Genomic DNA, 25,687 nt, shown 5'->3' on the forward strand with positions numbered 1-25,687 from the left:
AGCCGCGGGCGGCACGCGCCGCCCGCGCGCCCGCACCGTCATGCCGCCGCGTCGCGCGCCTCGAAGAACGCGAGCAGTTCGTCGATCAGCGCGGCGGGCGCCTCTTCCGGAATGTAGTGCCCGCAATCGAGCGCACGGCCGCTGACGTCGCGCGCGACGCGCCGCCATTCGTCGAGCGGATCGAAGCAGCGGCCGACGACGCCGTGCTCGCCCCACAGCACGCGCAGCGGGCACGCGACCTTGTTGCCGCGTTCGAGATCCGCACGGTCGTGCTCGAGATCGATCGTCGCGGACGCGCGGTAGTCCTCGCACATCGCATGCACGGCGCCCGGTTGCGCGAGCGCCGCCCGGTACGCGTCGAGCGCCTCGGGCGCGAACGGCGCCAGCCCGGCCGACCGGTTGCCCATCACGCGCTCGATGTACGCATCGGTGTGCGCGCCCACCAGCGTCTCGGGCAGCGGCTCGGGCTGGATCAGGAAGAACCAGTGGAAATACGCGGTCGCGAACGCGCGATCGGTTTTCTCGTACATCGCGAGTGTCGGCGCGATATCGAGCAGCATCATCCTCTCGACGGCGTCCGCGTGATCGAGCGCGAGCCGGTGCGCGACCCGCGCGCCGCGATCGTGCGCGCACACGTGGAACTGCTCGAAGCCGAAATGCCGCATCACGGCGACCTGGTCCGCCGCCATCGCCCGTTTCGAATACGGCGTGTGCCGCGCGTCGCTCGGCGGCCGGCCCGATGCGCCGTAGCCGCGCAGGTCGGTGGCGATCACCGTGAAGTGATTCGCGAGCGTCGCCGCAACGCGATGCCAGATCATGTGGGTCTGCGGATGGCCGTGCAGCAACAGCAACGGCGGACCCGTGCCTCCTTTGACACCGAAAATGTCGGTGTCCTGCACCGTCACGCGAAACGGTGCAAACGCCTCAAACGACATGGTTTGTTTCTCGTTGGTTTGTTATGGCGGCTATTTTAGGAGCGACGACGCGTCTTCACAGCGGCGCAAGCACGCGAAACCGTAGAAAGAGAACACTCACTCGATTGCCGGCACACCGCGCAGTTTGTTAAGCTCGCGTAGAATCGCACGACCGTTCGTATTAATATGAACGAACGCGTTGCGCAGCTACACTCAATACACTCGAATCACCGTCCGACCGCAACGCCCCCCGGAGACTGGAGACATCACATGGCATTGCCCACCGTCCTGCAGAACCTGACGCTGCCCGTCATCGCGTCGCCGATGTTCATCGTCAGCTACCCCGAACTCGTGCTCGCGCAATGCAAGGCGGGCATCGTCGGTTCGTTCCCCGCGCTCAACGCGCGCCCGGCCGAACTGCTCGACGCGTGGCTCACGCAGATCCAGTCGGAACTCGCCGACCACAAGGCAAAACATCCCGAGGCGGTGATCGGCCCGATCGCGGTCAACCAGATCGTCCACCAGTCGAACGCGCGGCTCGAGCACGACGTGCGCGTGTGCGTCGAGCACAAGGTGCCGATCTTCATCACGAGCCTGCGCGCACCGGCGCGCGAGATCGTCGACGCGGTGCACAGCTACGGCGGCATCGTGCTGCACGACGTGATCAACCTGCGGCACGCGCAGAAGGCGCTCGAAGCGGGCGTCGACGGGCTGATCCTCGTCGCGGCCGGCGCCGGCGGCCACGCGGGCACGACGTCGCCGTTCGCGCTGGTCGGCGAAGTCCGCAAGATCTTCGACGGCCCGATCGTGCTGTCCGGCTCGATCGCGAACGGCGGCTCGATCCTCGCCGCGCAGGCGATGGGCGCCGACTTCGCGTACATGGGCACGCGCTTCATCGCGACGCAGGAAGCGCATGCGATCGACGACTACAAGCACGCGATCCTGAACGCGAAATCGTCGGACATCATCTACACGAACCTCTTCACGGGCGTGCACGGCAACTACATCCGCGAGAGCATCGAGAAGGCCGGCCTCGATCCGGACGCGCTGCCGGAATCCGACAAGACCAAGATGAATTTCGGCAGCGACAAGACCAAGGCATGGAAGGACATCTGGGGCGCCGGCCAGGGCGTCGGCCTGATGGACGACCTGCCGAGCGTGGGTACGCTCGTCGAGCGGCTCAAGCGCGAGTACGACGACGCGAAGGCGCGGCTCGGCATCCCGCGCTGACGGAAGCGGCGGCCGGCGCGGCCGCCATCGATGCGAGATCGTCGAACCAAACGAAAAAGCGCGAACCGTTGCGGTTCGCGCTTTTTTATTGCCCCGTCGCGGCGGACGGGCTGACGATCTGGCTCAGACCGCGCGCTTCATCCGCGTGATCGGCAGCACGCGCAGCCGCGATTCGATCGACGGGCACAGCGACTGCCCTTCGAAACGCGCGGCCAGGAAATCGACGAACGAGCGCACCTTCGCGGACACGTGGCGGCGGCTCGCGTAGACCGCATAGATCGGCGCCTCGTGCGGCGGCACGGAATCGAGCAGCACCGGCACGAGCCGGCCCGATTCGATGTCGTCGCCGACCACTTCGGTGCCGAGCAGCGCAATGCCTGCGCCGGCGAGCACGGCCGCGCGCAGCCCTTCGAGATGGTTCACGATCAGGTTGCCGTTCAGGCTCACGCGCGACGCGGCGGCCGCGTCGATCACGAGCGAATCGAGCATCGTCGAATTCGAATCGCGCCGCAGGTAGTTGTGGTTCGCGAGATCGACGATCGTCTGCGGCGTGCCGTGCTTCTCGAGATACTCGGGCGACGCGACCAGCAGGATGTGCGCGGTCGCGATCTGGCGCGCGACCAGCGACGACGATTTCAATCCGTTCGGCGCCGCGCGCACCGCGACGTCGTAGCCTTCCTCGATCAGGTCGACCACGCGATCGGACAGCGTCATGTCGACGGTCACGTCCGGGAACCGGCCCGCGTAATCGGTGACAGCCTGCATCACGTGCCGCAGCCCGAACGCGGACAGCGACGTCACGCGCAACCGGCCCTGCGGCACCACGCTCGCGGCGCCGACGGCCTGGCCGGCTTCGTCGAGTTCGGACAGCGCCTGCACGAGGCGCTCATAGTATTCGCGTCCCGCCTCGGTCGGCGCGACGCGTCGTGTCGTGCGATGCAGCAGCCGCGCGCCGAGCTGCTGCTCGAGGTGCATCACGTGCTTGCTCGCCATCGCCGCCGACATCTGCATGCGCTCCGCCGCGCCGACGAAGCTGCCCACTTCGACGACGTAGCGAAACACATTCATGCTGACGAGGGTATCCATCGAACTAGCTCGCAATCCCGGGGAATCAACCAATTACGAGATAGGGTAACAAAGGCGAGGAAACAGAAAGGTCAAGAAAGGCAAAACGGCGCCGCGGGTGACGGCGCCGTTTTGGGTAGCAATGACGGACGGAAAACATGCAGCCAAAACGCGCGATTGACGCACGCGTCCGGCGCACCGATCGCGCGTGCGCGTCAGAACTTCGCGCGGATGCCTGCGCCGAACGTGTTGCCGGTCGACAGGCCGCTGATGTGGTCGTTCATGTAGGCCGCGTAGACGTCGGTGCGCTTGGACAGCGGATAGTCGTAGCCGACGGCCCAGGTCTGGCGCGTCTGGTCGAGGCCGCCCGCGTCGCGCGAATACGCATACGACGCCATCGCGTTGCCCACGCCGATCGGCACCGACACGCCGCCCTGCGCGGTGTTGACGTGCCAGCTGCCCGCGACCTGGTCGTTCTTCGTATACATGTACTGGCCGAACAGCTTCACGAGCTTCAGGTCGTAGGTCGCGCCGACCAGCGCGATGCCCTGGCTCTTCATGCCGGTCACGAGCGCGCTCAGATCCTGCGGGCCGTTGTTGAAGTTCACGTACTGATACACCGCGGTCGCCGCGAACGGGCCGTTCGCGTAGTTGAACTGCGCGCTCCACTTCTTCGAACGGTTGTCGCCGGCCTGGTTGCCGAGGGCGTACATCGCGCCGAAATTCAGGCCCCCGAACGAAGGCGACGTGTAACCCACCGCGTTGTTCCAGCCCGAATCGCCGACCGCGCCCTGGTCGCTCGGATAGGTCGGGAACGTGCCGAGGCCGAGGAACACGTGATACACCATCGGCGAGAAGGTGTACGAGTCGTAGAACGGGTTGAACAGGATCGTCGACAGGAACAGGTGCGTCGTCAGGCGGCCCGCCGTCACCGTGCCGTACGGCGAGCTGATGCCGACGTACGCGTTGCGCGCGAAGAACGTGTCGCCCTGGAAGCGGCCGTACTGGCCGTTCTGCGCACGGAAGAAGCTCTCCAGCGTGAAGATCGCCTTGTAGCCGTCGCCGAGATCCTCTGCGCCGTGCAGGCCCCAGTACGACGTCGACATGCCGCCGCCCGACACGTTCCACGCACGATCGCCGCCGGGGAACTTGGTGGCGCCGACCCATTCGTCAACCTGCCCGTAGAGCGAGACGCTCGATTGCGCATGGACGGGTGCGGCGGCCGCCACGCAGGCGGCCGCGGCGATCAGCTTGACGGACGTGCGCGACGCACGGCGAGCGAATGCTTTCATGGGATCTCCAGGTTTTGTCGGATAGTCGATAAGTGGCGCGAGCGTTGTTGTTTGGAGCCGAGTGCTTGCGTCGTATGGGGCGCAGCCATCTTTACGGATCATTCGTCCGGTCAAAATTGCGCACACTTATTGCGGGTATAGCGCCGGCATTAACTTCGCGGAATGTATCCATGGCCGGATGCACCGCGGCGACCCGGCGCGAGCGCGGTCGCACGGGCGGGCGGCGGCGTGGCATACGCGTGCCGGGCGCGAAAGATAGCGCAATGCGGGGGAAAATCAGCGGAAATCTGCGCGCGACTGTGGCGAATTCGCATCAGCCGGCCAGGGGACGAGCGCCGAGGCGCTCAGTTTCGGTAGAACGGGGAGAAAGAAGGCGAGTGCGCGGGCTCTTCCTGCGAGCGGGGTGGCGGCATCGGGCGACCGCCGCGCTCCTCGTTGTAGCGGGCGACGTCGGCGCGGATCGAACCGGCCCGCAGCGGGACGTTGCCGCCGCCCGGCGGGCGCGGCATCTGGCGGACTTCGGCGCTGATCGGCCGATACGGGCTTTGCGCGGCGTAATGGCCGTACGACGGCGTGGGGCGCAGCCCCCAACGGGAGCCCGAGCCGCTCACGCCGCCGGGACGCACGCCGGCGGGCGGCGCAGCGCGGCGCCAGATGGGGCCCGCGCCGGGGCCGCCGGCCGGCTGGCCGTACGCGCGCATGTCGCCGCCGCCGAAGCCGTGGCCGCCGAACCCGTGACCGCCATGGGGCGGCTGGGCGAGCGCGAGCGGCATCAGCAGCGCGCCGAGCACGCCTGCCACCCATCGTCCGATCTTCCGTTTCACCCGTTCCGTCATCGTTCCGTGCCCATCGACGCCCGCCGTCGGTTCCTTTCGGCCGACCCAAGGCTTTCAGCAGTAATTTATGGGCCGGTGGAAAGTGTGTCGAGCCAAAAAGTGTTATGTCGCCGGCATCGGTGTAACACCATGTTACTGCTAGGTTTTTTCGCTTCGACGGGCGGTCGCGACAGAACATTCTTCTGCGGTTTTGGGCGCGGCCGGGCAACTGTGGTGGCCGCCACCTCATGCGATCGGTTCATCAATCGATTCGCACAATGAATTTGTGTAGTGAATCGCCAACCGGGACAATAACGCCATCCGCGCGCGCGACGCGCGCCTTCGCCATTTCCGAATCGAGTTCCCGATGGCCCGTCCCCGTTTTCTGCCCGACAACTTCACGCTCGCGCTCGTCGGCACCGTCGTGCTCGCGAGCCTGCTGCCCTGCCGCGGCCCGGCCGCCCATGCGTTCAACTGGGCGACCAACGTCGCCGTCGGCCTGCTGTTTTTCCTGCACGGCGCGAAACTGTCGCGCGAAGCCGTCGTTGCCGGCGCGACGCACTGGCGGCTGCACGCGGTCGTGCTGCTCAGCACGTTCGCGCTGTTTCCGCTGCTCGGCCTCGCGCTGAAACCCGTGCTGCAGCCGCTCGTCACGCCGACGCTGTATGCGGGCGTGCTGTTCCTGTGCACGCTGCCGTCGACGGTCCAGTCATCGATCGCGTTCACGTCGATCGCCAAGGGCAACGTGCCGGCCGCCGTGTGCGCGGCCTCCGCGTCGAGCCTGCTCGGGATCTTCGTCACGCCGGCGCTCGTCGGGCTGATGATCACGTCGCAGTCGGCCGCCGCGGCGTCGCCGTGGAGCACCGTCGGCAGCATCGTGATGCAGCTGCTCGTGCCGTTCATCGCCGGCCAGTTGCTGCGGCCCGTGATCGGCGGCTGGATCGACCGCAATCGCGGCGTGCTGCGCTTCGTCGACCAGGGCTCGATCCTGCTGGTCGTCTACGTCGCGTTCAGCGAGGCCGTCAACGAAGGGCTGTGGCACCAGATTCCGCCGCGCGCGCTCGCCGGCCTGCTGGTCGTCAACCTCGTGCTGCTGGCGATCGCGCTGCTGCTGACCGCGTTCGTCAGCAAGCGGCTCGGCTTCAACCGCGCGGACCAGATCACGATCATCTTCTGCGGCTCGAAGAAGAGCCTCGCGGCCGGCGTGCCGATGGCGAAGGTGATCTTCTCGGCGAACGCGGTCGGCGCGATCGTGCTGCCGCTGATGCTGTTCCACCAGATCCAGCTGATGGCGTGCGCGGCGCTCGCGCAGCGCTGGGGCGCACGCGACACGAGCGGCGAGCACGACGAGGGCGACACGGCAGGCGCGTCGGGTGCGCTGAGCACGGGCAAGCGCTGACGCGTCGGGGGCGGGAGGGCCGCCGGTGGTGGCCTTTCGCTTTCCGCACCCGGCCCTCCGCCTTTCACACGCAGCCTCCCGTCCGCCCCCTTCGCACCACGCGCCCGCGCGGGCCCGGCGCGATGCACCGGCAACGCCCCCTCGTGTCACGAAATCTTCATTCAACTCTCCGCGAGCGGTGCCGTTAAGCCGGGCGTCCCGTCGATTCGGCTGCCCTCGCCCATGCCCGCGCTCCCCTCCGATTCCGCTGTCGCCCGCACTACGCGCCTGATCGCGGAGCGCGCGCTCGCCGCCGTGTTCCAGCCGATCGTCGACCTCGGATCGGGGACGGTCATCGGTTACGAAGGGCTGATCCGCGGCCCGCGCGGCACCGAGCTCGAGCCGCCCGCCGCGCTGTTCGCGCAGGCCGCGCGCGACGGCGAAACCATCGCGCTCGAACGGGCCGCCGCGCTCACCTGCCTCGACGCGTTCGCGGCGCTCGGCTGCGACGGCAAGCTGTTCCTCAACTTCAGCGCGGGCACCATCCTCACGCTCGCCAGCGAACGCGAGCGCGCGCGTCAATTCCTCGGCCGCGCGCGGATCGGCGCCGAGCGCATCGTGATCGAGCTCACCGAGCAGAACGCGATTCCCGATCTCGCGGACATCGGGCCGGCGGTCGCATCGTTGCGCGACGCCGGCATCCAGTTCGCGCTCGACGACTACGGCACCGCGAACGCCAGCATGAACCTGTGGCTGCGCCTGCATCCGGACGTCGTGAAGATCGACCGCTTCTTCATCCACGACATCGCGCGCGATCCGCTCAAGTTCGAAGCCGTGAAGGCGATGCAGCACTTCGCGCAGGCGAGCGGCGCGAAGCTGATCGCGGAAGGCATCGAGAACGAATGCGACCTGATCGTCGTGCGCGACATGGGCATCTGCTGCGTGCAGGGCTTCCTGCTCGGCCGGCCGAACGCGCAGCCGTCGCGGGTGGTCGCGCCGGCCGCGCGCGACGCGATCCGCGCGCCGCACATCGCGGTGTTTCCCGGCGTGACGCGCGCGGTGCGGCCGGCCGGCACGATCGCCGGGAAGATGCTCGTGCCCGCCCCGGCGCTGCCGCGCGACGCGACCAGCAACGACGTGCTCGAGCTGTTCAACCGGATGCCCGACCTGCACGCGGTCGCGCTCGTCGAGCGCGGGCGGCCGGTCGCGCTCGTGAATCGGCGCGGCTTCATCGACCGCTTCGCGCTGCCGTATCACCGCGAGGTGTTCGGCAAGAAACCGTGCCTGCAGTTCGCGAACGACGCGCCGCTGATGATCGACAACGCGACCACCTTCGAGCAACTCGCGATGCTGCTCGCGAGCCACGACCAGCGCTATCTCGCCGACGGCTTCGTGATCACCGAGCACGGCCGCTATGTCGGGCTCGGCACCGGCGAGAGCCTGGTGCGCGCGGTGACCGAGATGCGCATCGAGGCCGCGCGCTACGCGAATCCGCTGACCTTCCTGCCCGGCAACATCCCGATCAGCGCGCACATCGACCGCCTGCTCCAGCGCGACGCCGGCTTTCACGCGTGCTACGTCGACCTGAACCAGTTCAAGCCGTTCAACGACCAGTACGGCTACTGGCAGGGCGACGAAGTGCTGAAGTTCGCCGCGACGGTGCTGGCCGGCGTGTGCGATCCGCAACGCGACTTTCTCGGCCACGTCGGCGGCGACGATTTCCTCGTGCTGTTCCAGCGCGACGACTGGCGCGCGCGCGCCGCCGACGCGATCGCGCGCTTCAACGACGGCGCGCAACTCTTCTACACGCAGGTCGACCGGCAGGCGGGCGGGCTGCGCGGAGAGGACCGCCACGGCAATCCGGCGTTCTTCGGCTTCGTGACGATGGCGATCGGCGCGGTCGGCGTGCCGGCCGGCGCGCACGGCGCGAAACGCTACGGCAGCGACGAGATCGCGTCGGTCGCGGCGCTCGCGAAGCGGCGGGCAAAGCAGCAGCCGGACGGGCTCGCGGTGGTCGATCTCGATGCCGGCCGCGCCGCGCTGCGCGATCGCGGCGAACCGCCGGCCGTGGCGGTGGCGGGCTGAACGGCGCGCTAGTCGCCGGGGATGCACGGAACACGGAAGCACCTGCGCATCGTGCGACGGGCCGATGCGCGGGCGGCGCAAGGTTCGGCCGTTGCGCAACGGCACGTCGTCGTCACGCGCGCAGGCCAAGGGCGCCGCGCCCTCATGCTCGCCCCTGCCCCGCAGCCGAGCTGTTGCCCTTTCCGGCGGGCGCCATCCGCCCCGCCAGACACCCGCACGCCCACCTTGCCTTTTTCGCGTTTTGTTTAGTATTTTTAGTAACGGCGTTTTCGCAGATTAGCGCTTAAAAACCCGTTATTCTCGGGTATTCCCCGGTTATCCGGCCCGAATTCCGCCATGCGTTTTACTATACAATCGCTTTCAACCTAAACAAACCGGACCCCGAACGATGGGTACGACCATTCGCGATGTGGCGCGGGCGGCAGAGGTCTCGATCGGCACCGTCTCCCGCGCGCTGAAAAACCAGCCCGGCCTGTCCGAAGCCACGCGTGCGCGCATCGTCGGGATCGCCCAGCAGCTCGGCTACGATCCCGCCCAGTTGCGGCCGCGCATCCGCCGGCTCACCTTCCTGCTGCACCGCCAGCACAACCGCTTTCCCGCGAGCCCGTTCTTTTCGCACGTGCTGCACGGCGTGGAGGACGCGTGCCGCGAACGCGGCATCGTGCCGACGCTGCTCACGGTCGGCCCGAACGACGACGTGCTGCGCCAGATGCGCCCGCACGCGCCCGACGCGATCGCGGTCGCCGGCTTCATCGAGCCCGAGACGATCGAGGCGCTCGCCGCCACCGGCCGGCCGCTCGTGCTGATCGACCTGTGGGCGCCCGGGCTGCGCTCGGTCAACATCGACAACGCGACGGGCGCGGCGCTCGCGATGCGCCACCTGCTCGCCACCGGCCGCTCGCGGATCGCCTTCATCGGCGGCTCGGCCGCGCACTACAGCATCGCGCAGCGCGCGATCGGCTACCGGCGCGCGTTCTTCGAAGCCGGGCGGCTGTTCGATCCCGCGTACGAAGTGACGATCGATGCGGGGCTCGACCCGGACACGGGCGCCGCGCGTGCGATGGAGCAACTGCTCGACGCGCCCGGCCCGCGGCCCGAAGCCGTGTTCGCATACAACGACGCGGCCGCGCTGGCCGCGCAGCGCGTGTGCATCGCGCGCGGCCTGCGGATTCCGGACGACATCGCGATCGTCGGCTTCGACGACATCCCGGCCGCCGCGCACGCGAACCCGCCGCTCACGACGCTCGCCGTCGACAAGGAAGCGCTCGGCCGCCGCGGCGTCGAGCTGCTGCTCGCCGACGCGCCCGAGCGCACCGAGATTTCCCTGCCCGTCGAGCTGATCGTGCGGGCCAGCAGCCAGCCCGCCGGCTCCCCGGCACTCGATACCGTAACGGCCACCGAATCATGAACATGCCCCCGGTCCAACCCTGCACGGCCGCGCCGGCCGCCCACACGCCCGCCGTACCGTTCGTCGCGAGCTTCCGCGATCCGTCGTTCCTGCTGTCGCACATCGAAGACACGCTGCGCTTCTACGCGACCAACGCATTCGACCCGACCGGCGGCTTCTACCATTACTTCCGCGACGACGGCAGCATCTACAACCGCACGTCGCGCCACCTCGTCAGCACCTGCCGGTTCGTCTTCAACTACGCGATGGCGTACCGCCATTTCGGCGATCCGCGTCACCTGGACTACGCGCGCCACGGGCTGCGCTTCCTGCGCGACGCGCACTGGGACGACGCGCTGCAGGGCTACGACTGGGAACTCGACTGGCGCGACGGCGGCAAGCGCGCGACGCTCGACGGTACGCGCCACTGCTACGGGCTCGCGTTCGTGCTGCTCGCGGCCGCGCACGCGACGATGGCCGGCATCGACGAAGCGCGCCCGCTGATCGCGGCCACCTACGAGCTCGCCGAGCATCGCTTCTGGGATGCGGCCGCGGGCCTGTATGCGGACGACGCGACGCCGAACTGGATCGTGTCGTCGTATCGCGGCCAGAACGCGAACATGCACATGACGGAAGCGCTGCTCGCCGCCTACGAGGCGACCGGCCACCTCACGTACCTCGACCGCGCGGAAAAGCTCGCCTCGCACATCACGCAGCGCCAGGCCGCGCTGTCGGGCGGCCTCGTGTGGGAGCACTACCATGCGGACTGGTCGGTCGACTGGGACTACAACAAGGAAGACAGCTCGAACATCTTCCGGCCGTGGGGCTTCCAGCCCGGGCACCAGACCGAATGGGCGAAGCTGCTGCTGATCCTCGAGCGGCACCGCCCGCTCGACTGGCTCGCGCCGCGCGCGGCCGAGCTGTTCGACGCGGCGCTCACGCACGCGTGGGACGCCGATCACGGCGGCCTCTGCTACGGCTTCGGCCCCGACTTCACGATCTGCGACCACAACAAGTATTTCTGGGTGCAGGCGGAAACCTTCGCGGCGGCCGCGATGCTCGGCGCGCGCACCGGCAGCGAACGCTTCTGGGACTGGTACGACGAGATCTGGCGCTACAGCTGGGCGCATTTCGTCGATCACCGCTACGGTGCGTGGTACCGGATCCTCACCTGCGACAACCGCAAGTACAGCGACGAGAAGAGCCCGGCCGGCAAGACCGACTATCACACGATGGGCGCCTGCTACGACGTGCTCGCGACCCTCGCTCGCATGCAACGCAGCGAGCCGACGCAATGAGCGGCGGCACGTTTCCGGCTTTCGTGTCGGCGGGCGACATCCTGACCGACATGGTGCGCGCGGGCGACGCGCAGTGGACGTCGGTGCCGGGCGGCGCCGGCTGGAACGTCGCGCGCGCGGTCGCCCGGCTCGGCGTGCCGAGCGCGCTCGCCGGCTCGATCGGCGAAGACTGTTTCTCCGACGTGCTGTGGCACACGAGCGAAGCGGCCGGCCTCGACCTGCGCTTCCTGCAGCGCGTCGCGCGGCCGCCGCTGCTCGCGATCGTCCACGAGACGCGCCCGCCCGCGTACTTCTTCATCGGCGAAGCGAGCGCCGATCTCGCGTTCGATCCGGCGCGGCTGCCGGCCGGCTGGACCGAGCACGTGCAATGGGCGCATTTCGGCTGCATCAGCCTCGTGCGCGAACCGCTCGCGGGCACGCTGGCCGCGCTCGCGGCCGACCTGCACGCGCGCAGCGTGAAGATCAGCTTCGATCCGAACGTGCGGAACCTGATGACGGCCGCGTACCGGCCGACGCTGGAGAAGATGGCCGCCCTCGCCGACCTGATCAAGGTGTCCGACGAAGACCTGCGGCACCTGTTCGGCGACGACGGCCCCGACGCGATCGCGGCGGTGCGCGCGCTGAACCCGCGGGCGGCCGTGTTCGTCACGCGCGGCGCGCAAGCCGCCACGCTCTACGCCGACGGCGACGTGCACGAAGCCAGCCCGCCGCGCGTGGAGGTGGCCGACACCGTCGGCGCGGGCGACGCGTCGATCGGCGGCCTGCTGTTCAGCCTGATGGCCGCGCCGCAGCGCGGCTGGCGCGAGCATCTCGCGTTCGCGCTGGCGGCCGGCGCCGCCGCGTGCCGGCACACGGGCGCGCACGCGCCGACGCTCGACGAGGTCGTCGCGCTGCTCGAAGGATGAAGGGGCGTTGAAGGAACGACGCCGGTAGTACGGTGGCCGATCGCCGATCGGTCACCGATAAGCGGCGCTGTACATGTTGCGCCGCAGTGCTACGATGAAGTGTCCTTTTCGCGGGAGAGCACGATGGACACGAACACGTTCACCAAAGGCATCTATACGGCCAAGGCGCATACGCACCGCGCGGACAACGGCGAGTTTCAGGGCTACGTGATCCTCGCGCGGGACGACGGCGACGAGACGGAGAACATGCGCTACGACGTTCACACGACGAGTTCGAGCGAGGAAGAAGCGTTCGAGGAGGCGAAGGCGCTTGCGCACCGGATCCTCGGCGAAATCGAGCTGTAACGCGCGAACTGTCATGCGCGCGCCGCGGCCCGGCCGCGCCGTCTTCGGCTCAGAGCAGCCGCGCCACCATCGAGACCAGCATCGTCAGCACCAGCGTCGACATGAACGGGAACGGGTAGCGCCGCCCGCCCAGCGTCAGCGTGACGTCGCCCGGCATCCGCCCGATGCCGAGCTTGCCGAGCCACGGCCAGCAGCGCGTCAGGATCATCACCGCGATGAACGTCGTCAATAGCCAGCGGAGCATGTGCGTTCCATATGGATACAGGCCCTGGCCCGTCACAGCGCGTGCGAGCGGTCGCCGCGCGCGAACGCATCGAGCGTGCCGTCGATCCCGCGCGAAAACGCGATCACCTTGAACAATTCGCCCATCTCGGCTTCCGAGATCAGCTTCTGCACCGCGTTCGCGGCCGGCAGGAACGCGCGGACGTCGGACGGATCGATCGCGGCCAGCGCGTCGGTGATGCCCGCGTTCAACAGGAAGCGCGCCTGCGACGTGTAGCCGAGCAAGTCGACGCCGGTGGCGATCGCCGCCTCGTAGATGCCGGTGAATTCGACGTGCGCGGTGAGGTCCTGCAGGCCCGGGTAGACGAACGGATCGTCGTGCGCGTGGTGACGGTAGTGGCACATCAGCGTGCCGCGGTCGCGCTGCGGATGGTAGTACTCGTGCGCGGGAAACCCGTAGTCGATGAGCAGCACCGCGCCGCGGCCGAGCATCGTGCAGACGGTGCGCGTGAACGCGAGCGCGGCCTCGTGCGTTTCGGTCACGTAGCCGTCGCCGACGTCCAGCGCCGCGAGCACCGCCGGCAGGCCGGCCGCGCCGACCGGTCGGTCGTCGAACACGAACGCGTGCCGCGCGTCGAGCGCGACGCCGCGCTCGCGCCATGCGCCATCCGCCTTCGCGAAGAGGCGCACCGGCATCGCATCGAGCACTTCGTTGCCGACCACGACGCCGTCGAACCGCTCGGGCAGCGCGTCGAGCCAGCGCACCTTCGCGGCCAGCGCCGGCACCGCGGCTTCGATCGTGTCGCGCTGCCGTTCGCGCAACTCGCCGGACAGGTCGACGATCAGGTATTCGTCGAGTTCGGCGCCGAGCGCGTCGAGCGCCGCGAGCAGCCCGGCCGCGAGCTTGCCGGTGCCGGCGCCGAATTCCATCGCGCGGCGCGTGCCGCTCGCAGCGAGCGCCTCGGTCACCGGTTGCGCGAGCGTCTGCGCGAACAGCGGCGACAGCTCGGGCGCGGTGACGAAGTCGCTGCCGTCGTCGGCGCGGCGGCCGAACTTGCGCGCGCCGCCGCTGTAATAGCCAAGGCCCGGCGCATACAGCGCGCGTTCCATGAAGCGGTCGAACGACAGCCAGCCGCCGGCCGCCGCGATCTCGTCGCGCAGTTGCGCGGCGAGGGTTTCGGACTGCGCGAGCGCGTCAGGGCCGGGAGCAGGTAAACTAGCGGGTTCGTGAGCTTTCGGGTTCATCCCGGCATTGTAAATGACCGTTTCAGCCGATACGTCGACCCCACGCGTGGTGCTCGTCACGGGCGCCCTGGGCAGCGCGGCCGACGCCGCGTCGATCGGCCGTGCGCTCGCGACGGGCTTCGCCCGCCGCGGCTGGGACGTCGCGCTGCAGCGCAGCCACGGCGCGCCGCGCGCGGCCGCCGACGCGCTGGTCGCCGAAGTCGCGGCGCTGGGCCGCCGCGCGGCCGTGCTCGACGCCGATCCGGCCCTGGAAGCCGATGCGGCGGCCCTCGTCGCCGCGTGCGGCGAAGCGCTCGGCCGACCCGCGTGCGCGGTGTTCGTCAGCGCCAGCGCCGGCGCCGACGACGCGCACACGGTGGACGGCGCGTCGCTCGCCGCCGCGCTCGCCCGCAACGTGACGGCGCCGCTCACGCTGGCCCGCGCGCTCGCCGATGCGACGCCTGACGCCGCGCGCGACGACGAAACGCTGCGCGCGTGCGCGATCCACGTGCTGGATCAGGCCCTGTTTCACCCGGCACCGGCGCAGCTGTCGCACGCGCTGATGCAGGCCGCGTTGAACCGCGCGACGTCGGCGCTCGCGCTGGCGCTCGCGCCGAAGGTGCGGGTCGCGGCGCTCGTGCGCGGCCACGCGCCGCACGCGGACGACATCGCGGCGGCCGCCTGCTATCTCGCGAGCGCGCCCGGCGTGACGGGCGCGACGCTGACCGTCGACGGCGGCGAGCACCTGGTGCCGCCCGCCGCCGGCCCGAATGAATGAACCGCGCGGGTGCGGCCTGAGCGCCGCCGCCCGCGCCGCTTTGCGTGCGCGCACGCCAATTTGACTGGGACGACCATGTTTTCCGCTCTCCTGCACCCCCGCCTCGCGGATTGCCGCAGGCTCTACCTGCGCGACTACGAGGTGCACATCAACATCGGGGCCTTCGAACACGAGAAGCGCGGCGAGCAACGCGTCGTCATCAACATCGACCTGTTCGTGCCGCTTGCGCTGTCCACCCCGGTCGACGACCGGCTGCATGAAGTCGTCGACTACGACCTGATGAAGCAGAGCGTCGCGCAGAGCCTGGCGCGCGGCCACATCCACCTGCAGGAAACGCTGTGCGATTCGATCGCCGCGCACCTGCTGGCGCACGACACCGTGCGCGCGGTACGTGTCCGTACCGAGAAACCGGACGCCTATCCGGACTGCGACGCCGTCGGCGTCGAAGTCTTTCGCATCAAGGACGAGGAGCGCGCATGAACGCCCCCCACATGAACGACACTGCGGCCGACGCCGCCACGCTGGACGACGCCGCCGCGCCGGCCGGCCGCCCCGCGCTGACGCGCCGCGAGCAGAAGGAAGCGTACGAGAACAACAAGCTGTTCAAGCGGATCGTGCGCCAGGTCGGCCAGGCGATCGGCGACTACAACATGATCGAGCAGGGCGACAAGGTGATGGTGTGCCTGTCGGGCGGCAAGGACAGTTACGCGATGCTCGACGTGCTGCTGCGCCTGCGCGAGCGCGCGCCGATCGACTTCGACATCGTCGCGGTGAACCTCGACCAGAAGCAGCCGGGCTTCCCCGAGCACGTGCTGCCCGAATACCTGAAGCAGGTCGGCGTGCCGTTCCACATCGAGAACCAGGACACCTACAGCATCGTCAAGCGGCTCGTGCCGGAAGGCAAGACGACCTGCTCGCTGTGCTCGCGGCTGCGCCGCGGCATCCTGTACCGCGTGGCCGGCGAGCTCGGCGCGACCAAGATCGCGCTCGGCCATCACCGCGACGACATCGTGCAGACGCTGCTGCTGAACATGTTCTACGGCGGCAAGCTGAAGGGAATGCCGCCGAAGCTGCAGTCGGACGACGGCAAGAACATCGTGATCCGCCCGCTCGCGTACGTGAAGGAAACCGATCTCGAGAAATACGCGGAGCTGCGCGAATTCCCGATCATCCCGTGCAACCTGTGCGGCAGCCAGCCGAACCTGAAGCGAGCGGAAATGAAGGCGCTGATCCGCGAATGGGACAAACGCTTCCCGGGCCGCGTCGACAACATGTTCAACGCGCTCGCGAAGGTCGTGCCGTCGCACCTGATGGACACGACGCTGTACCCGTTCCAGTCGCTGCGCGCGACGGGTGAAGCCGATCCGCAAGGCGACATCGCGTTCGACGAGGAACCGTGCGCATCGGGTGACGACTCGGCGGCGCCGGGCGCCGCCCGACCGATCTCGATCGTCCAGTTCGACGACCTGTAAGCAGGAACGGAACACCCGCCGAAACCGGGGCCGGCGGCCTCGTTCCGGCGTTGTCGCCCCGCCGCGACAGGCCTGGAGCGACAAGGGCCGCATGCTAAAATGGACGGCTTCGAACTCTGACCCACGCGCGCGCCATGAATATCGTGATTTTGGCGGCAGGCACCGGCAAGCGCATGCGTTCCGCGCTGCCGAAAGTGCTTCACCCGCTGGCCGGCAGGCCGCTCCTCTCCCACGTCATCGACACCGCGCGCACGCTGCAGCCGTCCCGGCTCGTCGTCGTCGTCGGCCACGGCGCCGAGCAGGTCCAGGCTGCGGTCGCCGCCCCCGACGTCCAGTTCGCGGTGCAGGCCGAGCAGCTCGGCACCGGCCACGCGGTGCGCCAGGCGCTGCCGCTCCTCGATCCCGCGCAACCGACGCTCGTGCTGTACGGCGACGTGCCGCTCACCCGTGCGTCGACGCTGCAGCGTCTCGTCGATGCCGCGCGCGACGGCCGCTACGGCATCCTCACCGTCACGCTCGACGACCCGACCGGCTACGGCCGCATCGTGCGCGACGCGTCCGGCTTCGTCACACGCATCGTCGAGCAGAAGGATGCGTCGCCGGAAGAGCTGAAGATCGCCGAGATCAACACCGGCATCATCGTCACGCCCACGGCGCAGCTGTCGATGTGGCTCGGCGCGCTGAAGAACGAAAACGCGCAGGGCGAGTACTACCTGACCGACGTCGTCGAACTCGCGATCGAGGCCGGCTTCGAGGTCGTCACGTCGCAGCCCGACGACGAATGGGAAACGCTCGGCGTGAACAGCAAGGCGCAGCTCGCGGAGCTCGAACGCATTCACCAGCGCAACGTCGCCGACGCGCTGCTCGTCGACGGCGTCACGCTCGCCGATCCGGCGCGCGTCGACGTGCGCGGCACGCTGCGCTGCGGCCGCGACGTGTCGATCGACGTGAACTGCGTGTTCGAAGGCAACGTGACGCTCGCCGACAACGTGACGATCGGCGCGAACTGCGTGATCCGCAACGCGTCGGTCGGCGCCGGCACGCGCATCGACGCGTTCACGCACATCGACGGCGCCGAACTCGGCGCGCACACCGTGATCGGCCCGTACGCGCGGCTGCGCCCCGGCGCGCAGCTCGCGGACGAAGCGCACGTCGGCAACTTCGTCGAGGTGAAGAACGCGGTGATCGGCCACGGCTCGAAGGCGAACCACCTCACGTACATCGGCGACGCCGACATCGGCGCGCGCGTGAACATCGGCGCGGGCACGATCACCTGCAACTACGACGGCGCGAACAAGTTCCGCACCGTGATCGAGGACGACGTGTTCGTCGGCTCCGACACGCAGCTCGTCGCGCCCGTGCGCGTCGGCCGCGGCGTGACGATCGCCGCCGGCACGACGATCTGGAAGGACGTGGCCGAGGGCGTCCTCGCGTTGAACGAGAAGACGCAGACCGCGAAGAGCGGCTACGTCCGCCCGGTCAAGAAGAAGAGCTGAACCTTTTGCGGGCGCCCACGCGGTGCCCGCTTCGACTGACAGGATTGACCATTCATGTGCGGCATTGTCGGCGCAGTTGCGCAACGTAATATCGTTCCGGTGCTGATCGAAGGATTGCGGCGCCTCGAATACCGTGGCTACGACTCGTGCGGCGTCGCCGTGCTCGAGCCGGGCGCCCCGAAGCGCGCGCGCAGCGTCGCGCGCGTCGCCGATCTCGACACGCAGGTGCGCGACACGCACCTCGAAGGCACGACGGGCGTCGCGCACACGCGCTGGGCCACCCACGGCGCGCCCGTCACGCACAACGCGCACCCGATCTTCTCGTCGAACGCGCTCGCGCTCGTGCACAACGGCATCATCGAGAACTTCGAGCCGCTGCGTGAATCGCTGCGCGCGAAGGGCTACGAATTCGTGTCGCAGACCGACACCGAAGTGATCGCGCACCTCGTGCACAGCCTGTACCGCGGCAACCTGTTCGACGCGGTGCGCGAAGCCGTGCAGCAGCTGCACGGCGCGTATGCGATCGCCGTGATCCACAAGGACCAGCCGCACACCGTCGTCGGCGCGCGCCAGGGTTCGCCGCTCGTCGTCGGTCACGGCGACGGCGAGAACTTCCTCGCATCCGATGCGCTCGCGCTCGCGGGCAGCACCGACCGCTTCACGTTCCTCGAGGAAGGCGACGTGTGCGAGCTGTCGCTCGACGGCGTGACGATCGTCGATCGCCACGGCGCCACCGCGCAGCGCGAAATCCGCGTGGTCAGCGCATACGGCGGCGCGGTCGAGCTCGGCCCCTATCGCCACTTCATGCAGAAGGAAATCTTCGAGCAGCCGCGCGCGATCGGCGACACGGTGCCGCAGACGGAAGCCTTCGACGCGACGCTGTTCGGCGACGCCGCGCCCGCCGCGTTCACGGACATCGACAGCCTGCTGATCCTCGCGTGCGGCACGAGCTACTACTCGGGCCTCACCGCGAAGTACTGGCTCGAATCGATCGCGAAGATCCCGACCCAGGTCGAGATCGCCAGCGAATACCGCTATCGCGAGTCGGTGCCGAACCCGCGCCAGCTCGTGCTGGTGATCTCGCAGTCGGGCGAGACGGCCGATACGCTGGCCGCGCTCAAGCATGCGCAGTCGCTCGGCCACACGCACACGCTCGCCGTCTGCAACGTCGCGACGAGCGCGATGGTGCGCCTGACCGAAATGCAGTTCCTGACGCACGCGGGCACCGAGATCGGCGTCGCATCGACGAAGGCGTTCACGACCCAGCTCGTCGCGCTGTTCGTGCTGGCCGCGACGCTCGGCAAGCTGCGCGGGCACGTCGATGCCGCGCAGGAAGCGCAGTTCCTGAAGGAGCTGCGCCACCTGCCGGCCGCGCTGAACAGCGTGCTCGCGCTCGAACCGCAGATCATCGCGTGGTCGGAGGAATTCGCGCGCAAGGAAAACGCGCTGTTCCTCGGCCGCGGGCTGCATTACCCGATCGCGCTCGAAGGCGCGTTGAAGCTGAAGGAAATCTCGTACATCCACGCCGAGGCCTATCCGGCCGGCGAACTGAAGCACGGGCCGCTCGCGCTCGTCACGGAAGCGATGCCGGTCGTCACGGTCGCGCCGAACGACACGCTGCTCGAGAAGCTGAAGTCGAACATGCAGGAAGTGCGTGCGCGCGGCGGCGAGTTGTACGTGTTCGCCGATGCCGACACGCAGATCGTCAACGACGACGGCCTGCACGTGATCCGGATGCCGGAGCACTACGGGCAACTGTCGCCGATCCTGCACGTCGTGCCGCTGCAACTGCTCGCGTATCACACCGCGTGTGCGCGCGGCACCGACGTCGACAAGCCGCGCAACCTCGCGAAATCGGTGACGGTGGAGTAATACGCGGCGACGGGAGGGCCCCTCGCCAGGCTCTCCCGACCGCTTGCGGGTGTGAGGCAGGCCGTTTGGCCAAGTCGAAATATGTACCACGTAGTGGTATATAATCCTGTGCTAACTCGACCGGCTCGACATGTCTGCTTCCGTACGACGCGTCTTCAAGACGAAGTGGTTTCACAAGGCAGCCGGGAAAGCGGGAATCGCCGATGGCGAACTCTGCCGCGCGGTGCGGGAACTGGCCCGCGGCCAGGGCGTCGATCTCGGCGGCAACGTGTGGAAAAAGCGCCTCGACGGCAATCGGCAGCGCGGGATCGTGCTGGCCAAGGTCGGGCACACGTGGGTGTTCGTGTTCCTGTTCGCGAAATGCGACCGCGACAACATCGACGCATGCGAACTGCGCGTGTTCAGAAAGCTCGCCGCGGACGTGGGTCGACACACCGACAGCGACATCGCGACGCTGGTCGCACTGAAAGAGCTTGTGGAGATTTGCAATGGCTAAGAGTCGATTCAAGAGCGATGCGACGGAGGCGATCCACAGCGCCGCGTCCGGCCTGTATCGTGCGCAACTGATCGACAAGAAGACGATGCGGGAATACGACGATCTCTGCATCGAAGCCGCGCCGCAGTTCGATCCGGAAGCGATCGCCCGCATCCGCAAGTCGGTCAACGTCAGCCAGAGCGTGTTCGCACTCTACCTGAACACGACGACGTCGACGATCCGCCAATGGGAACAGGGCGACAAGCGGCCGAGCGGCATCGCCGCGCGCATGCTCCAGATCGTCGAGAAACACGGGCTCGAGGTGTTCTCCTGAGCCGGCTTCCCCGAATGCCCCTGCACGGCCCCGACCGGACGCGCCGCAACGAATATGACGGAGAGACAATGGTAAGACTGTTTGGATGCGGATTGCTGGCGCTGACGTTCGCGTCGACGGGCTGGGCCGCCGAGCACTATGTCGAGGTCTGGAACCCGCCCGAGGCGCGGCAGCCGGCAGCCCGTACGCCGGATGCCCGTATGCCGACCGCACGCCCCGCCGACGCGCGCACCGGCAAGAGCGCGGAGAAGCACGCGAGCGCCACGCCGAAAGCCGCCGCGAAACAACCGCCCAAGCGCCGCGTCGCGCAGGCCGTGAAAGCGGGCTCGCACCGCCCGGCCGCCACCGCGACCGAAACCCGTGCCGCCCCGCGCCCCGTCGCGCAACCCGCGCCCGGGCGTCTCACGGTGATGCAGCCGGCCGCACCGGACGCGACGCACGCGCTCACCTTCTCCGACATCCCGCGTCAATACACGCCGGACGGCAACGTGCTGCAGGTCGGCACGCACGGCCGCTCCGCGGAGGTGACTCGATAATGGAAGCGCAGACCTACCACGGCTACCAGATCTGGGGCCACGCGATCCTGCAGCAGGACGAGATCATGCAGCCCGAGCGCTTCGCGGCGAGCGGCACGATCACGCAGAACAACCGGCTCGTCGAGGCGTCGGGCGTGCTCGGCGTGTTCGACACCGAAGACGACGCGCGCGATGCCGGGCTCGAATGGGCGCGCGCGTGGATCGACAACCACAGCTGACCGAGCGCAGGCGCGTCACGCACCGCAAATGAAAGAAGGGGCGTCCATGACGCCCCTTCTTTCATTCGAACCCGGAAACCCGGCAACACTCACGCAGCGGCGTGCGGCGGCCTCACCGTCTGCTGCGGCCGGCCGACGAGCCGTGTCAGCACGACGATCGCGACCAGCGTCACGACGTACGCGGCGATCTGGATGCCCGCCGGCCGCGCGGTATAGCCGATCAGCGTATGCAGCGCCTTGCCGACGATGCTCGATTCCTTGAGCAGCCACGACGTGTCCCAGACCGCATCGCCCCACGACGGCACGAGGCCGGCCGCCAGCAGGAAGCCGACGCACTGGCTCGCCATGCCCGCGGCGAGCAGCACGATCAGCCCGTTGGTGACGGAGAACAGGCGCTTCAACGGAATCTGCAGCAGGCCCGCGTACATCGCGTAGCCGAGCCCCGCACCGCCGAGCACGCCGAGCAGCCCGCCGACGATCATCTGCGGCGTCTGGCCCGGATCGCCCGCCGCGATCCCGTACAGGAACAGCACGGCCTCGGAGCCCTCGCGCAATACCGCGACGCCGACCACGATCGCGAGCCCGGTCAGCGGCCGGCTGCCGGCGGCGACCGCCCGGCCGACCTCGCCCATGTGCAGTGCCATTTCGCGGCCGTGCCGGCTCATCCAGATGCAATGCCACGCGAGCATCAGCGTCGCGACGAACATCACGCCCGCGTTGAAGACTTCCTGGCCCATGCCCGAAGCCCATTGCGAGATCACGTCGGCGAACGCCGCGATCAGGCCGGCGCCGACCACGCCGCCGACCAGCCCGCCGCCCACCCACCAGCCGCGCCGCGGCACGCCCTTCGTGGCGGCCATCACGATCGAGACCACCAGCGCGGCCTCGAGCACTTCACGAAAGACGATCAGGGCGGTAGACAGCATGTCGGTATCGCTTACTTGACGGTCAGGTGCGTCTTCGACTGCGCTTCGTGATACTCGTCGTGGAACTCGTAGGTCCCGGCCTTCAGCGGCCCGACCAGGATCTCGACCGACTTGCCGGCCGGCACGACCTTCTCGGCCTTGAAGTCGTCGCTTTCGAATTCCGCGGGCGTCGCGTCGAGGTTCTTCACGACGAATTTCACCTTCTTGCCGGCGGGAATCGTCACGCCATCGGGCGAAAACTTGTGGTCCTTCAACGTCAGGTTGACGACGTCGTCGGCAGCGAAGGCGGACGTTGCCGAGGCGCCCAGCAGGGCCAGTGCGAAACCGAGAGCGAAACGGGTCATGTGCGTAATGGTTTGAAATGGTTTGAAATATCGAAGGGAATCGATACTAAGATCGATTCGCATTTTCACCTCGGAGTACCCTTACTCGGCCCAGGGAGATCGTGGGCACTCGATCCCGCACGCCCGTTGCCGCGCAAGGCTCCGCCGGATTTCGCCGATAATGGGCGGTCGTCAATCGGGAAAAATTCGGACTGACGCGCGCACGCGAATGACGATTCGTCAGACCTCAGCATTACAAATGGCTGATGCGATGCACGTCGCCGCATGCGGCGCTTGACCTTCCCACCATGGCAAGCTTCATGCTGAACCCACTCGTCAACCATCAACCCGGGAGAACACGATGGAATTCGAAGTCCAGGACATGACCTGCGGCGGCTGCGCCAACGCCATCACGCGCGCGGTGACGGCCGCGGACCCCGCCGCGAAGCTCGACATCGACGTCGCGGCGAAGATCGTCAAGGTCGACTCGGCGCAAGGCGCCGAGCGCGTGCAGTCGATCATCGAGGCCGCCGGCTTCCATCCCGCGCTGCGCACCGCGTAACGCGCGCCGAAGGCCGCGGGCGCAGCGCCGCCCGCACGGCGACGCGCCCGCCCCCGCCCCGGTAGCGCGTCAGCGCAGCCGGATCAGCGTCGACTTCAGTTCGGTGTACTTCTCGAGCGCATGCAGCGACTTGTCGCGGCCGTTGCCCGACTGCTTGTAGCCGCCGAACGGGAAGTTCATGTCGCCGCCCTCGTCATAGCAGTTCACCCACACGGTGCCCGCACGCAGCCGGCGCGACACGTCGTGCGCGGTCGTCAGGTTCGACGTCCACACGGCCGCGGCCAGCCCGTATTCGGTGTCGTTCGCGATCCGCACGGCCTCGTCGACGTCGTCGAACACGATCACCGACAGCACGGGTCCGAAGATTTCCTCGCGCGCGATCTTCGCATCGGGCTTCACCTCGAACACCGTCGGCTCCACGTAGAAGCCGCCCGTTTCCGCGTTCACGCGCGCACCGCCCGTGACGAGCCGGCCTTCGTCGCGCCCCGCTTCGATGTAACCCAGCACGCGCTCGAGCTGGATGCCGTCGACGATCGCGCCCATCGATACCGACGGATCGAGCGGATTGCCCGGCACGTACGCGCGGGCGGCCGCGACGAGCCTCTCGATGAACGCGTCCTTGATGTCGCGATGCACGAGCAGCCGCGAGCCGGCCGTGCACATCTCGCCCATGTTGTAGAAGATCGCGCCGGCCGCCGTCTGCGCCGCGCGGTCGAGATCGGGGCAATCGGGCAGCACGATGTTCGGCGACTTGCCGCCGAGCTCGAGCCACGCGCGCTTCAGGTTCGACTGCGCCGCATACTGCATGATCAGCTTGCCGACCGCCGTCGAGCCCGTGAACGCGATGCAGTCGACGTCGCGATGCAGCGCGAGCAGCTTGCCCGGTTCGCCCGCGCCCGGCACGACGTTGAATACGCCGGCCGGGATGCCGGCTTCGAACGCGAGCTGCGCGACGCGGATCGCGGTCAGCGGCGATTTCTCCGACGGCTTCAGCACGACGCTGTTGCCCGCCGCGAGCGCGGGGCCGAATTTCCATGCGGCCATCAGGATCGGGAAGTTCCACGGCACGACGGCGGCCACCACGCCGACCGGCTCGCGCGTGACGAGACCGACGAGATGGTGATCGGCCGGCGCGACCTCGCCGCCGACCTTGTCGATCGCTTCCGCAAACCATTCGACGCAGTACGCGGCACCCGGCACGTCGACCGTCGTCGTGTCGCCGATCGGTTTGCCCGCGTCGAGCGTCTCGAGCAGCGACAGTTCGTCGAGATGCGCGCGCATCAGCGCGGCCCAGCGCAGCAGCACGGCCTTTCGCTCGCGCGGATTCAAGCCGGCCCACACACCCGAATCGAATGCGCGGCGGGCCGCCGCGACGGCCGCGTTCACGTCCGCTTCGCCGCAGTCGGCGACCTTCGCCAGCACGCGGCCGTCGATCGGGCTCACGCAGTCGAACGTCCTGCCGCCGTGCGCGTCGCGCGACGCGCCGTCGATGAATGCGCGCCCTTCGATCTCGAGCGACGCCGCCTTGTGTTGCCAGTCAGCCAAAGTCAACTTGTTCATCAGGATGCCTCAATGTTGTGGCATTCGCGATGCGGCACGCCGTGCGCGTGGCACGCTGCCGGCCTGCAGCGAATGCGGTGACGCGCGGTCAGAAGGTCGCCGGCGAATTGGCCGAGACGACCTCGCAGATCAGTTCCGCGCTGGGATTGCGAAAACGATGCGGCAAACGGCTCTCGAAGTAGTAGCCGTCTCCGGGGTCGAGCAGCCACGTCGCACTATCGACGGTCAGCTCGAGCCGGCCCGACACGACGACGCCGCCCTCGTGCCCCGCGTGCACCAGCATCTCGGGCCCCGTGTCGGCCAGCGGCTGGTAGATCTCGCGCAGGATGCACATGTTGCGATCCTTCACGTTCGCACCGACCAGATGAAACGCGAGCGACTCGTTGCCGAGGTTCGGCATCTCGTCGCGACGCGACACGACCGCGCGCGATTCGACGAGCTCGAACGTGAAGAATTCCGCGAGACTCATCGGGATGCATTCGAGCAGCTTCTTCAGCGAGCCGACCGACGGGCTCACGCGGCCCTGTTCGATCAGCGAGATCGTGCCGTTGGTGACGCCGGCGCGCTTCGCGAGTTCGCGCTGCGACAGGCCATGCTTGTTGCGCACGAAACGCAGGCGCTCGGCGACTTCGGTGGACATCGATTCGGTTTCGGACACGATAAGTGCGATGACAAGTGAAACGACGCGGTGGACTGCCGTTGAATATTCTAATCACTTTATGCCGCACATCAGCGGGGAAAACCCTGAAAGGCGTTCGAAATAATGGACGCCGTGTCGATTATTCCTTTTATGAATCTTTTGTTTTCGCGCTCGGGAAAGCCCTGATGCAGGACCTTAAAAAAACATTTGACGCCGTTATTGGCTCGTATATGCTGGCTCTCAGGTCAGCGTCATCAGGCTTTCACAGGCATCGAAAAGCGTTATCGCAACGCAACAATTCGATGCCCGCGAATGTAAATGATGCGGGGCCGGCA

27 protein-coding genes are annotated in these 25,687 nt (G+C 68.1%); 17 read left to right on the forward strand and 10 right to left on the reverse strand.

The window, feature by feature from the left end; translation table 11 throughout:
* Positions 1-38 precede the first annotated feature (38 nt).
* The gene (locus SY91_RS01435) at positions 39-935 is read right to left on the reverse strand and encodes an alpha/beta fold hydrolase (protein ID WP_011546367.1); all 897 of its coding nucleotides are present in this window, start codon (positions 933-935) and stop codon (positions 39-41) included.
* 249 nt (positions 936-1,184) lie between these two features.
* Here SY91_RS01435 and SY91_RS01440 point away from each other — a divergent pair, with 249 nt between their 5' ends.
* Positions 1,185-2,144 (forward strand): NAD(P)H-dependent flavin oxidoreductase, encoded by a 960-nt coding sequence (locus SY91_RS01440; RefSeq protein ID WP_023477738.1) that lies wholly within the window; start codon positions 1,185-1,187, stop codon positions 2,142-2,144.
* Between the two features lie 123 nt (positions 2,145-2,267).
* Here SY91_RS01440 and SY91_RS01445 read toward each other — a convergent pair whose 3' ends face one another.
* The 3 genes from SY91_RS01445 to SY91_RS01455 all read right to left on the reverse strand — a co-directional run bounded on the left by SY91_RS01445 (position 2,268) and on the right by SY91_RS01455 (position 5,337).
* A complete protein-coding gene (locus SY91_RS01445; RefSeq protein WP_023477739.1) occupies positions 2,268-3,230 on the reverse strand; it encodes a LysR family transcriptional regulator in 963 nt (320 codons plus the stop codon).
* A gap of 194 nt (positions 3,231-3,424) precedes the next feature.
* Entirely contained in the window at positions 3,425-4,501 is a 1,077-nt protein-coding gene (locus SY91_RS01450; protein ID WP_011546370.1) for a porin, read from the reverse strand.
* A gap of 344 nt (positions 4,502-4,845) precedes the next feature.
* Entirely contained in the window at positions 4,846-5,337 is a 492-nt protein-coding gene (locus SY91_RS01455) for a peptide-binding protein (protein WP_077220139.1), read from the reverse strand.
* Positions 5,338-5,683: 346 nt separating this feature from the next.
* Between SY91_RS01455 and SY91_RS01460 the strand changes: the two genes are divergently transcribed.
* The 6 genes from SY91_RS01460 to SY91_RS01485 all read left to right on the forward strand — a co-directional run bounded on the left by SY91_RS01460 (position 5,684) and on the right by SY91_RS01485 (position 12,714).
* Positions 5,684-6,715, forward strand: coding sequence for a bile acid:sodium symporter family protein (locus SY91_RS01460; protein WP_023477980.1), 1,032 nt, complete (start codon positions 5,684-5,686; stop codon positions 6,713-6,715).
* Positions 6,716-6,937: 222 nt separating this feature from the next.
* Entirely contained in the window at positions 6,938-8,779 is a 1,842-nt protein-coding gene (locus tag SY91_RS01465) for an EAL domain-containing protein (RefSeq protein ID WP_023477979.1), read from the forward strand.
* Positions 8,780-9,167: 388 nt separating this feature from the next.
* Entirely contained in the window at positions 9,168-10,187 is a 1,020-nt protein-coding gene (locus SY91_RS01470; RefSeq protein WP_011546374.1) for a LacI family DNA-binding transcriptional regulator, read from the forward strand.
* Complete coding sequence (locus tag SY91_RS01475) at positions 10,184-11,464, forward strand: AGE family epimerase/isomerase (RefSeq protein WP_027809428.1); 1,281 nt, start codon at positions 10,184-10,186, stop codon at positions 11,462-11,464. Before SY91_RS01470 ends, SY91_RS01475 begins: the two co-directional genes overlap by 4 nt.
* Complete coding sequence (locus tag SY91_RS01480) at positions 11,461-12,369, forward strand: carbohydrate kinase family protein (protein WP_023477976.1); 909 nt, start codon at positions 11,461-11,463, stop codon at positions 12,367-12,369. The genes SY91_RS01475 and SY91_RS01480 overlap by 4 nt, the downstream gene beginning before the upstream one ends.
* Positions 12,370-12,492: 123 nt before the next feature.
* Positions 12,493-12,714, forward strand: a complete 222-nt coding sequence (locus SY91_RS01485) for a hypothetical protein (RefSeq protein WP_006484657.1) — start codon at positions 12,493-12,495, stop codon at positions 12,712-12,714.
* A 49-nt stretch (positions 12,715-12,763) separates the two neighbouring features.
* Here SY91_RS01485 and SY91_RS01490 read toward each other — a convergent pair whose 3' ends face one another.
* Positions 12,764-12,958, reverse strand: a complete 195-nt coding sequence (locus SY91_RS01490) for a DUF2905 domain-containing protein (protein WP_011546377.1) — start codon at positions 12,956-12,958, stop codon at positions 12,764-12,766.
* Positions 12,959-12,990: 32 nt separating this feature from the next.
* A complete protein-coding gene (locus SY91_RS01495; RefSeq protein ID WP_043888636.1) occupies positions 12,991-14,181 on the reverse strand; it encodes a class I SAM-dependent methyltransferase in 1,191 nt (396 codons plus the stop codon).
* A gap of 13 nt (positions 14,182-14,194) precedes the next feature.
* On the opposite strand from SY91_RS01495, the gene SY91_RS01500 reads away from it, so the two are divergent.
* The 9 genes from SY91_RS01500 (at position 14,195) to SY91_RS01540 (ending at position 21,341) form a co-directional block, all read left to right on the forward strand.
* The gene (locus SY91_RS01500) at positions 14,195-14,938 is read left to right on the forward strand and encodes an SDR family oxidoreductase (RefSeq protein ID WP_108725742.1); all 744 of its coding nucleotides are present in this window, start codon (positions 14,195-14,197) and stop codon (positions 14,936-14,938) included.
* A 75-nt stretch (positions 14,939-15,013) separates the two neighbouring features.
* On the forward strand, positions 15,014-15,418 hold the full coding sequence (locus SY91_RS01505; RefSeq protein WP_012329363.1) for a dihydroneopterin aldolase: 405 nt from the start codon (positions 15,014-15,016) through the stop codon (positions 15,416-15,418).
* Positions 15,415-16,410 carry a tRNA 2-thiocytidine(32) synthetase TtcA gene (gene ttcA / locus SY91_RS01510; protein ID WP_006477600.1) on the forward strand — a complete coding sequence of 332 codons (996 nt, stop codon included), beginning with the start codon at positions 15,415-15,417 and terminating at the stop codon, positions 16,408-16,410. The genes SY91_RS01505 and ttcA overlap by 4 nt, the downstream gene beginning before the upstream one ends.
* 134 nt (positions 16,411-16,544) lie before the next feature.
* A complete protein-coding gene (glmU, locus tag SY91_RS01515; RefSeq protein WP_006477599.1) occupies positions 16,545-17,906 on the forward strand; it encodes a bifunctional UDP-N-acetylglucosamine diphosphorylase/glucosamine-1-phosphate N-acetyltransferase GlmU in 1,362 nt (453 codons plus the stop codon).
* Between the two features lie 54 nt (positions 17,907-17,960).
* Entirely contained in the window at positions 17,961-19,778 is a 1,818-nt protein-coding gene (gene glmS / locus SY91_RS01520; protein WP_185921019.1) for a glutamine--fructose-6-phosphate transaminase (isomerizing), read from the forward strand.
* A gap of 130 nt (positions 19,779-19,908) precedes the next feature.
* Positions 19,909-20,274, forward strand: a complete 366-nt coding sequence (locus tag SY91_RS01525) for a type II toxin-antitoxin system RelE/ParE family toxin (protein WP_185921020.1) — start codon at positions 19,909-19,911, stop codon at positions 20,272-20,274.
* On the forward strand, positions 20,267-20,587 hold the full coding sequence (locus SY91_RS01530; RefSeq protein WP_006477596.1) for a helix-turn-helix domain-containing protein: 321 nt from the start codon (positions 20,267-20,269) through the stop codon (positions 20,585-20,587). The genes SY91_RS01525 and SY91_RS01530 overlap by 8 nt, the downstream gene beginning before the upstream one ends.
* Positions 20,588-20,655: 68 nt before the next feature.
* Positions 20,656-21,123: a hypothetical protein gene (locus SY91_RS01535; protein ID WP_034174361.1), complete on the forward strand. Its 468-nt coding sequence runs from the start codon at positions 20,656-20,658 to the stop codon at positions 21,121-21,123.
* Positions 21,123-21,341, forward strand: a complete 219-nt coding sequence (locus tag SY91_RS01540) for a hypothetical protein (protein ID WP_006477594.1) — start codon at positions 21,123-21,125, stop codon at positions 21,339-21,341. Before SY91_RS01535 ends, SY91_RS01540 begins: the two co-directional genes overlap by 1 nt.
* Positions 21,342-21,430: 89 nt before the next feature.
* Here the strand turns inward: SY91_RS01540 and SY91_RS01545 are convergent, their stop codons facing one another.
* Together SY91_RS01545 and SY91_RS01550 are read right to left on the reverse strand one after the other, a co-directional pair.
* The gene (locus SY91_RS01545) at positions 21,431-22,267 is read right to left on the reverse strand and encodes an FTR1 family protein (protein ID WP_185921021.1); all 837 of its coding nucleotides are present in this window, start codon (positions 22,265-22,267) and stop codon (positions 21,431-21,433) included.
* A gap of 11 nt (positions 22,268-22,278) precedes the next feature.
* Positions 22,279-22,611 carry a cupredoxin domain-containing protein gene (locus tag SY91_RS01550; RefSeq protein ID WP_006477592.1) on the reverse strand — a complete coding sequence of 111 codons (333 nt, stop codon included), beginning with the start codon at positions 22,609-22,611 and terminating at the stop codon, positions 22,279-22,281.
* Positions 22,612-22,951: 340 nt separating this feature from the next.
* Between SY91_RS01550 and SY91_RS01555 the strand changes: the two genes are divergently transcribed.
* A complete protein-coding gene (locus SY91_RS01555) occupies positions 22,952-23,152 on the forward strand; it encodes a heavy-metal-associated domain-containing protein (RefSeq protein ID WP_006477591.1) in 201 nt (66 codons plus the stop codon).
* A gap of 69 nt (positions 23,153-23,221) precedes the next feature.
* On the opposite strand, the gene SY91_RS01560 is transcribed toward SY91_RS01555, so the two are convergent.
* Entirely contained in the window at positions 23,222-24,712 is a 1,491-nt protein-coding gene (locus tag SY91_RS01560; RefSeq protein WP_185921022.1) for an aldehyde dehydrogenase, read from the reverse strand.
* Positions 24,713-24,800: 88 nt separating this feature from the next.
* The gene (locus SY91_RS01565) at positions 24,801-25,352 is read right to left on the reverse strand and encodes a cupin domain-containing protein (RefSeq protein ID WP_011546390.1); all 552 of its coding nucleotides are present in this window, start codon (positions 25,350-25,352) and stop codon (positions 24,801-24,803) included.
* Positions 25,353-25,687: the final 335 nt, after the last annotated feature.

The organism is Burkholderia cenocepacia (assembly GCF_014211915.1).
GTDB classification, from domain to species: Bacteria; Pseudomonadota; Gammaproteobacteria; order Burkholderiales; family Burkholderiaceae; genus Burkholderia; species Burkholderia orbicola.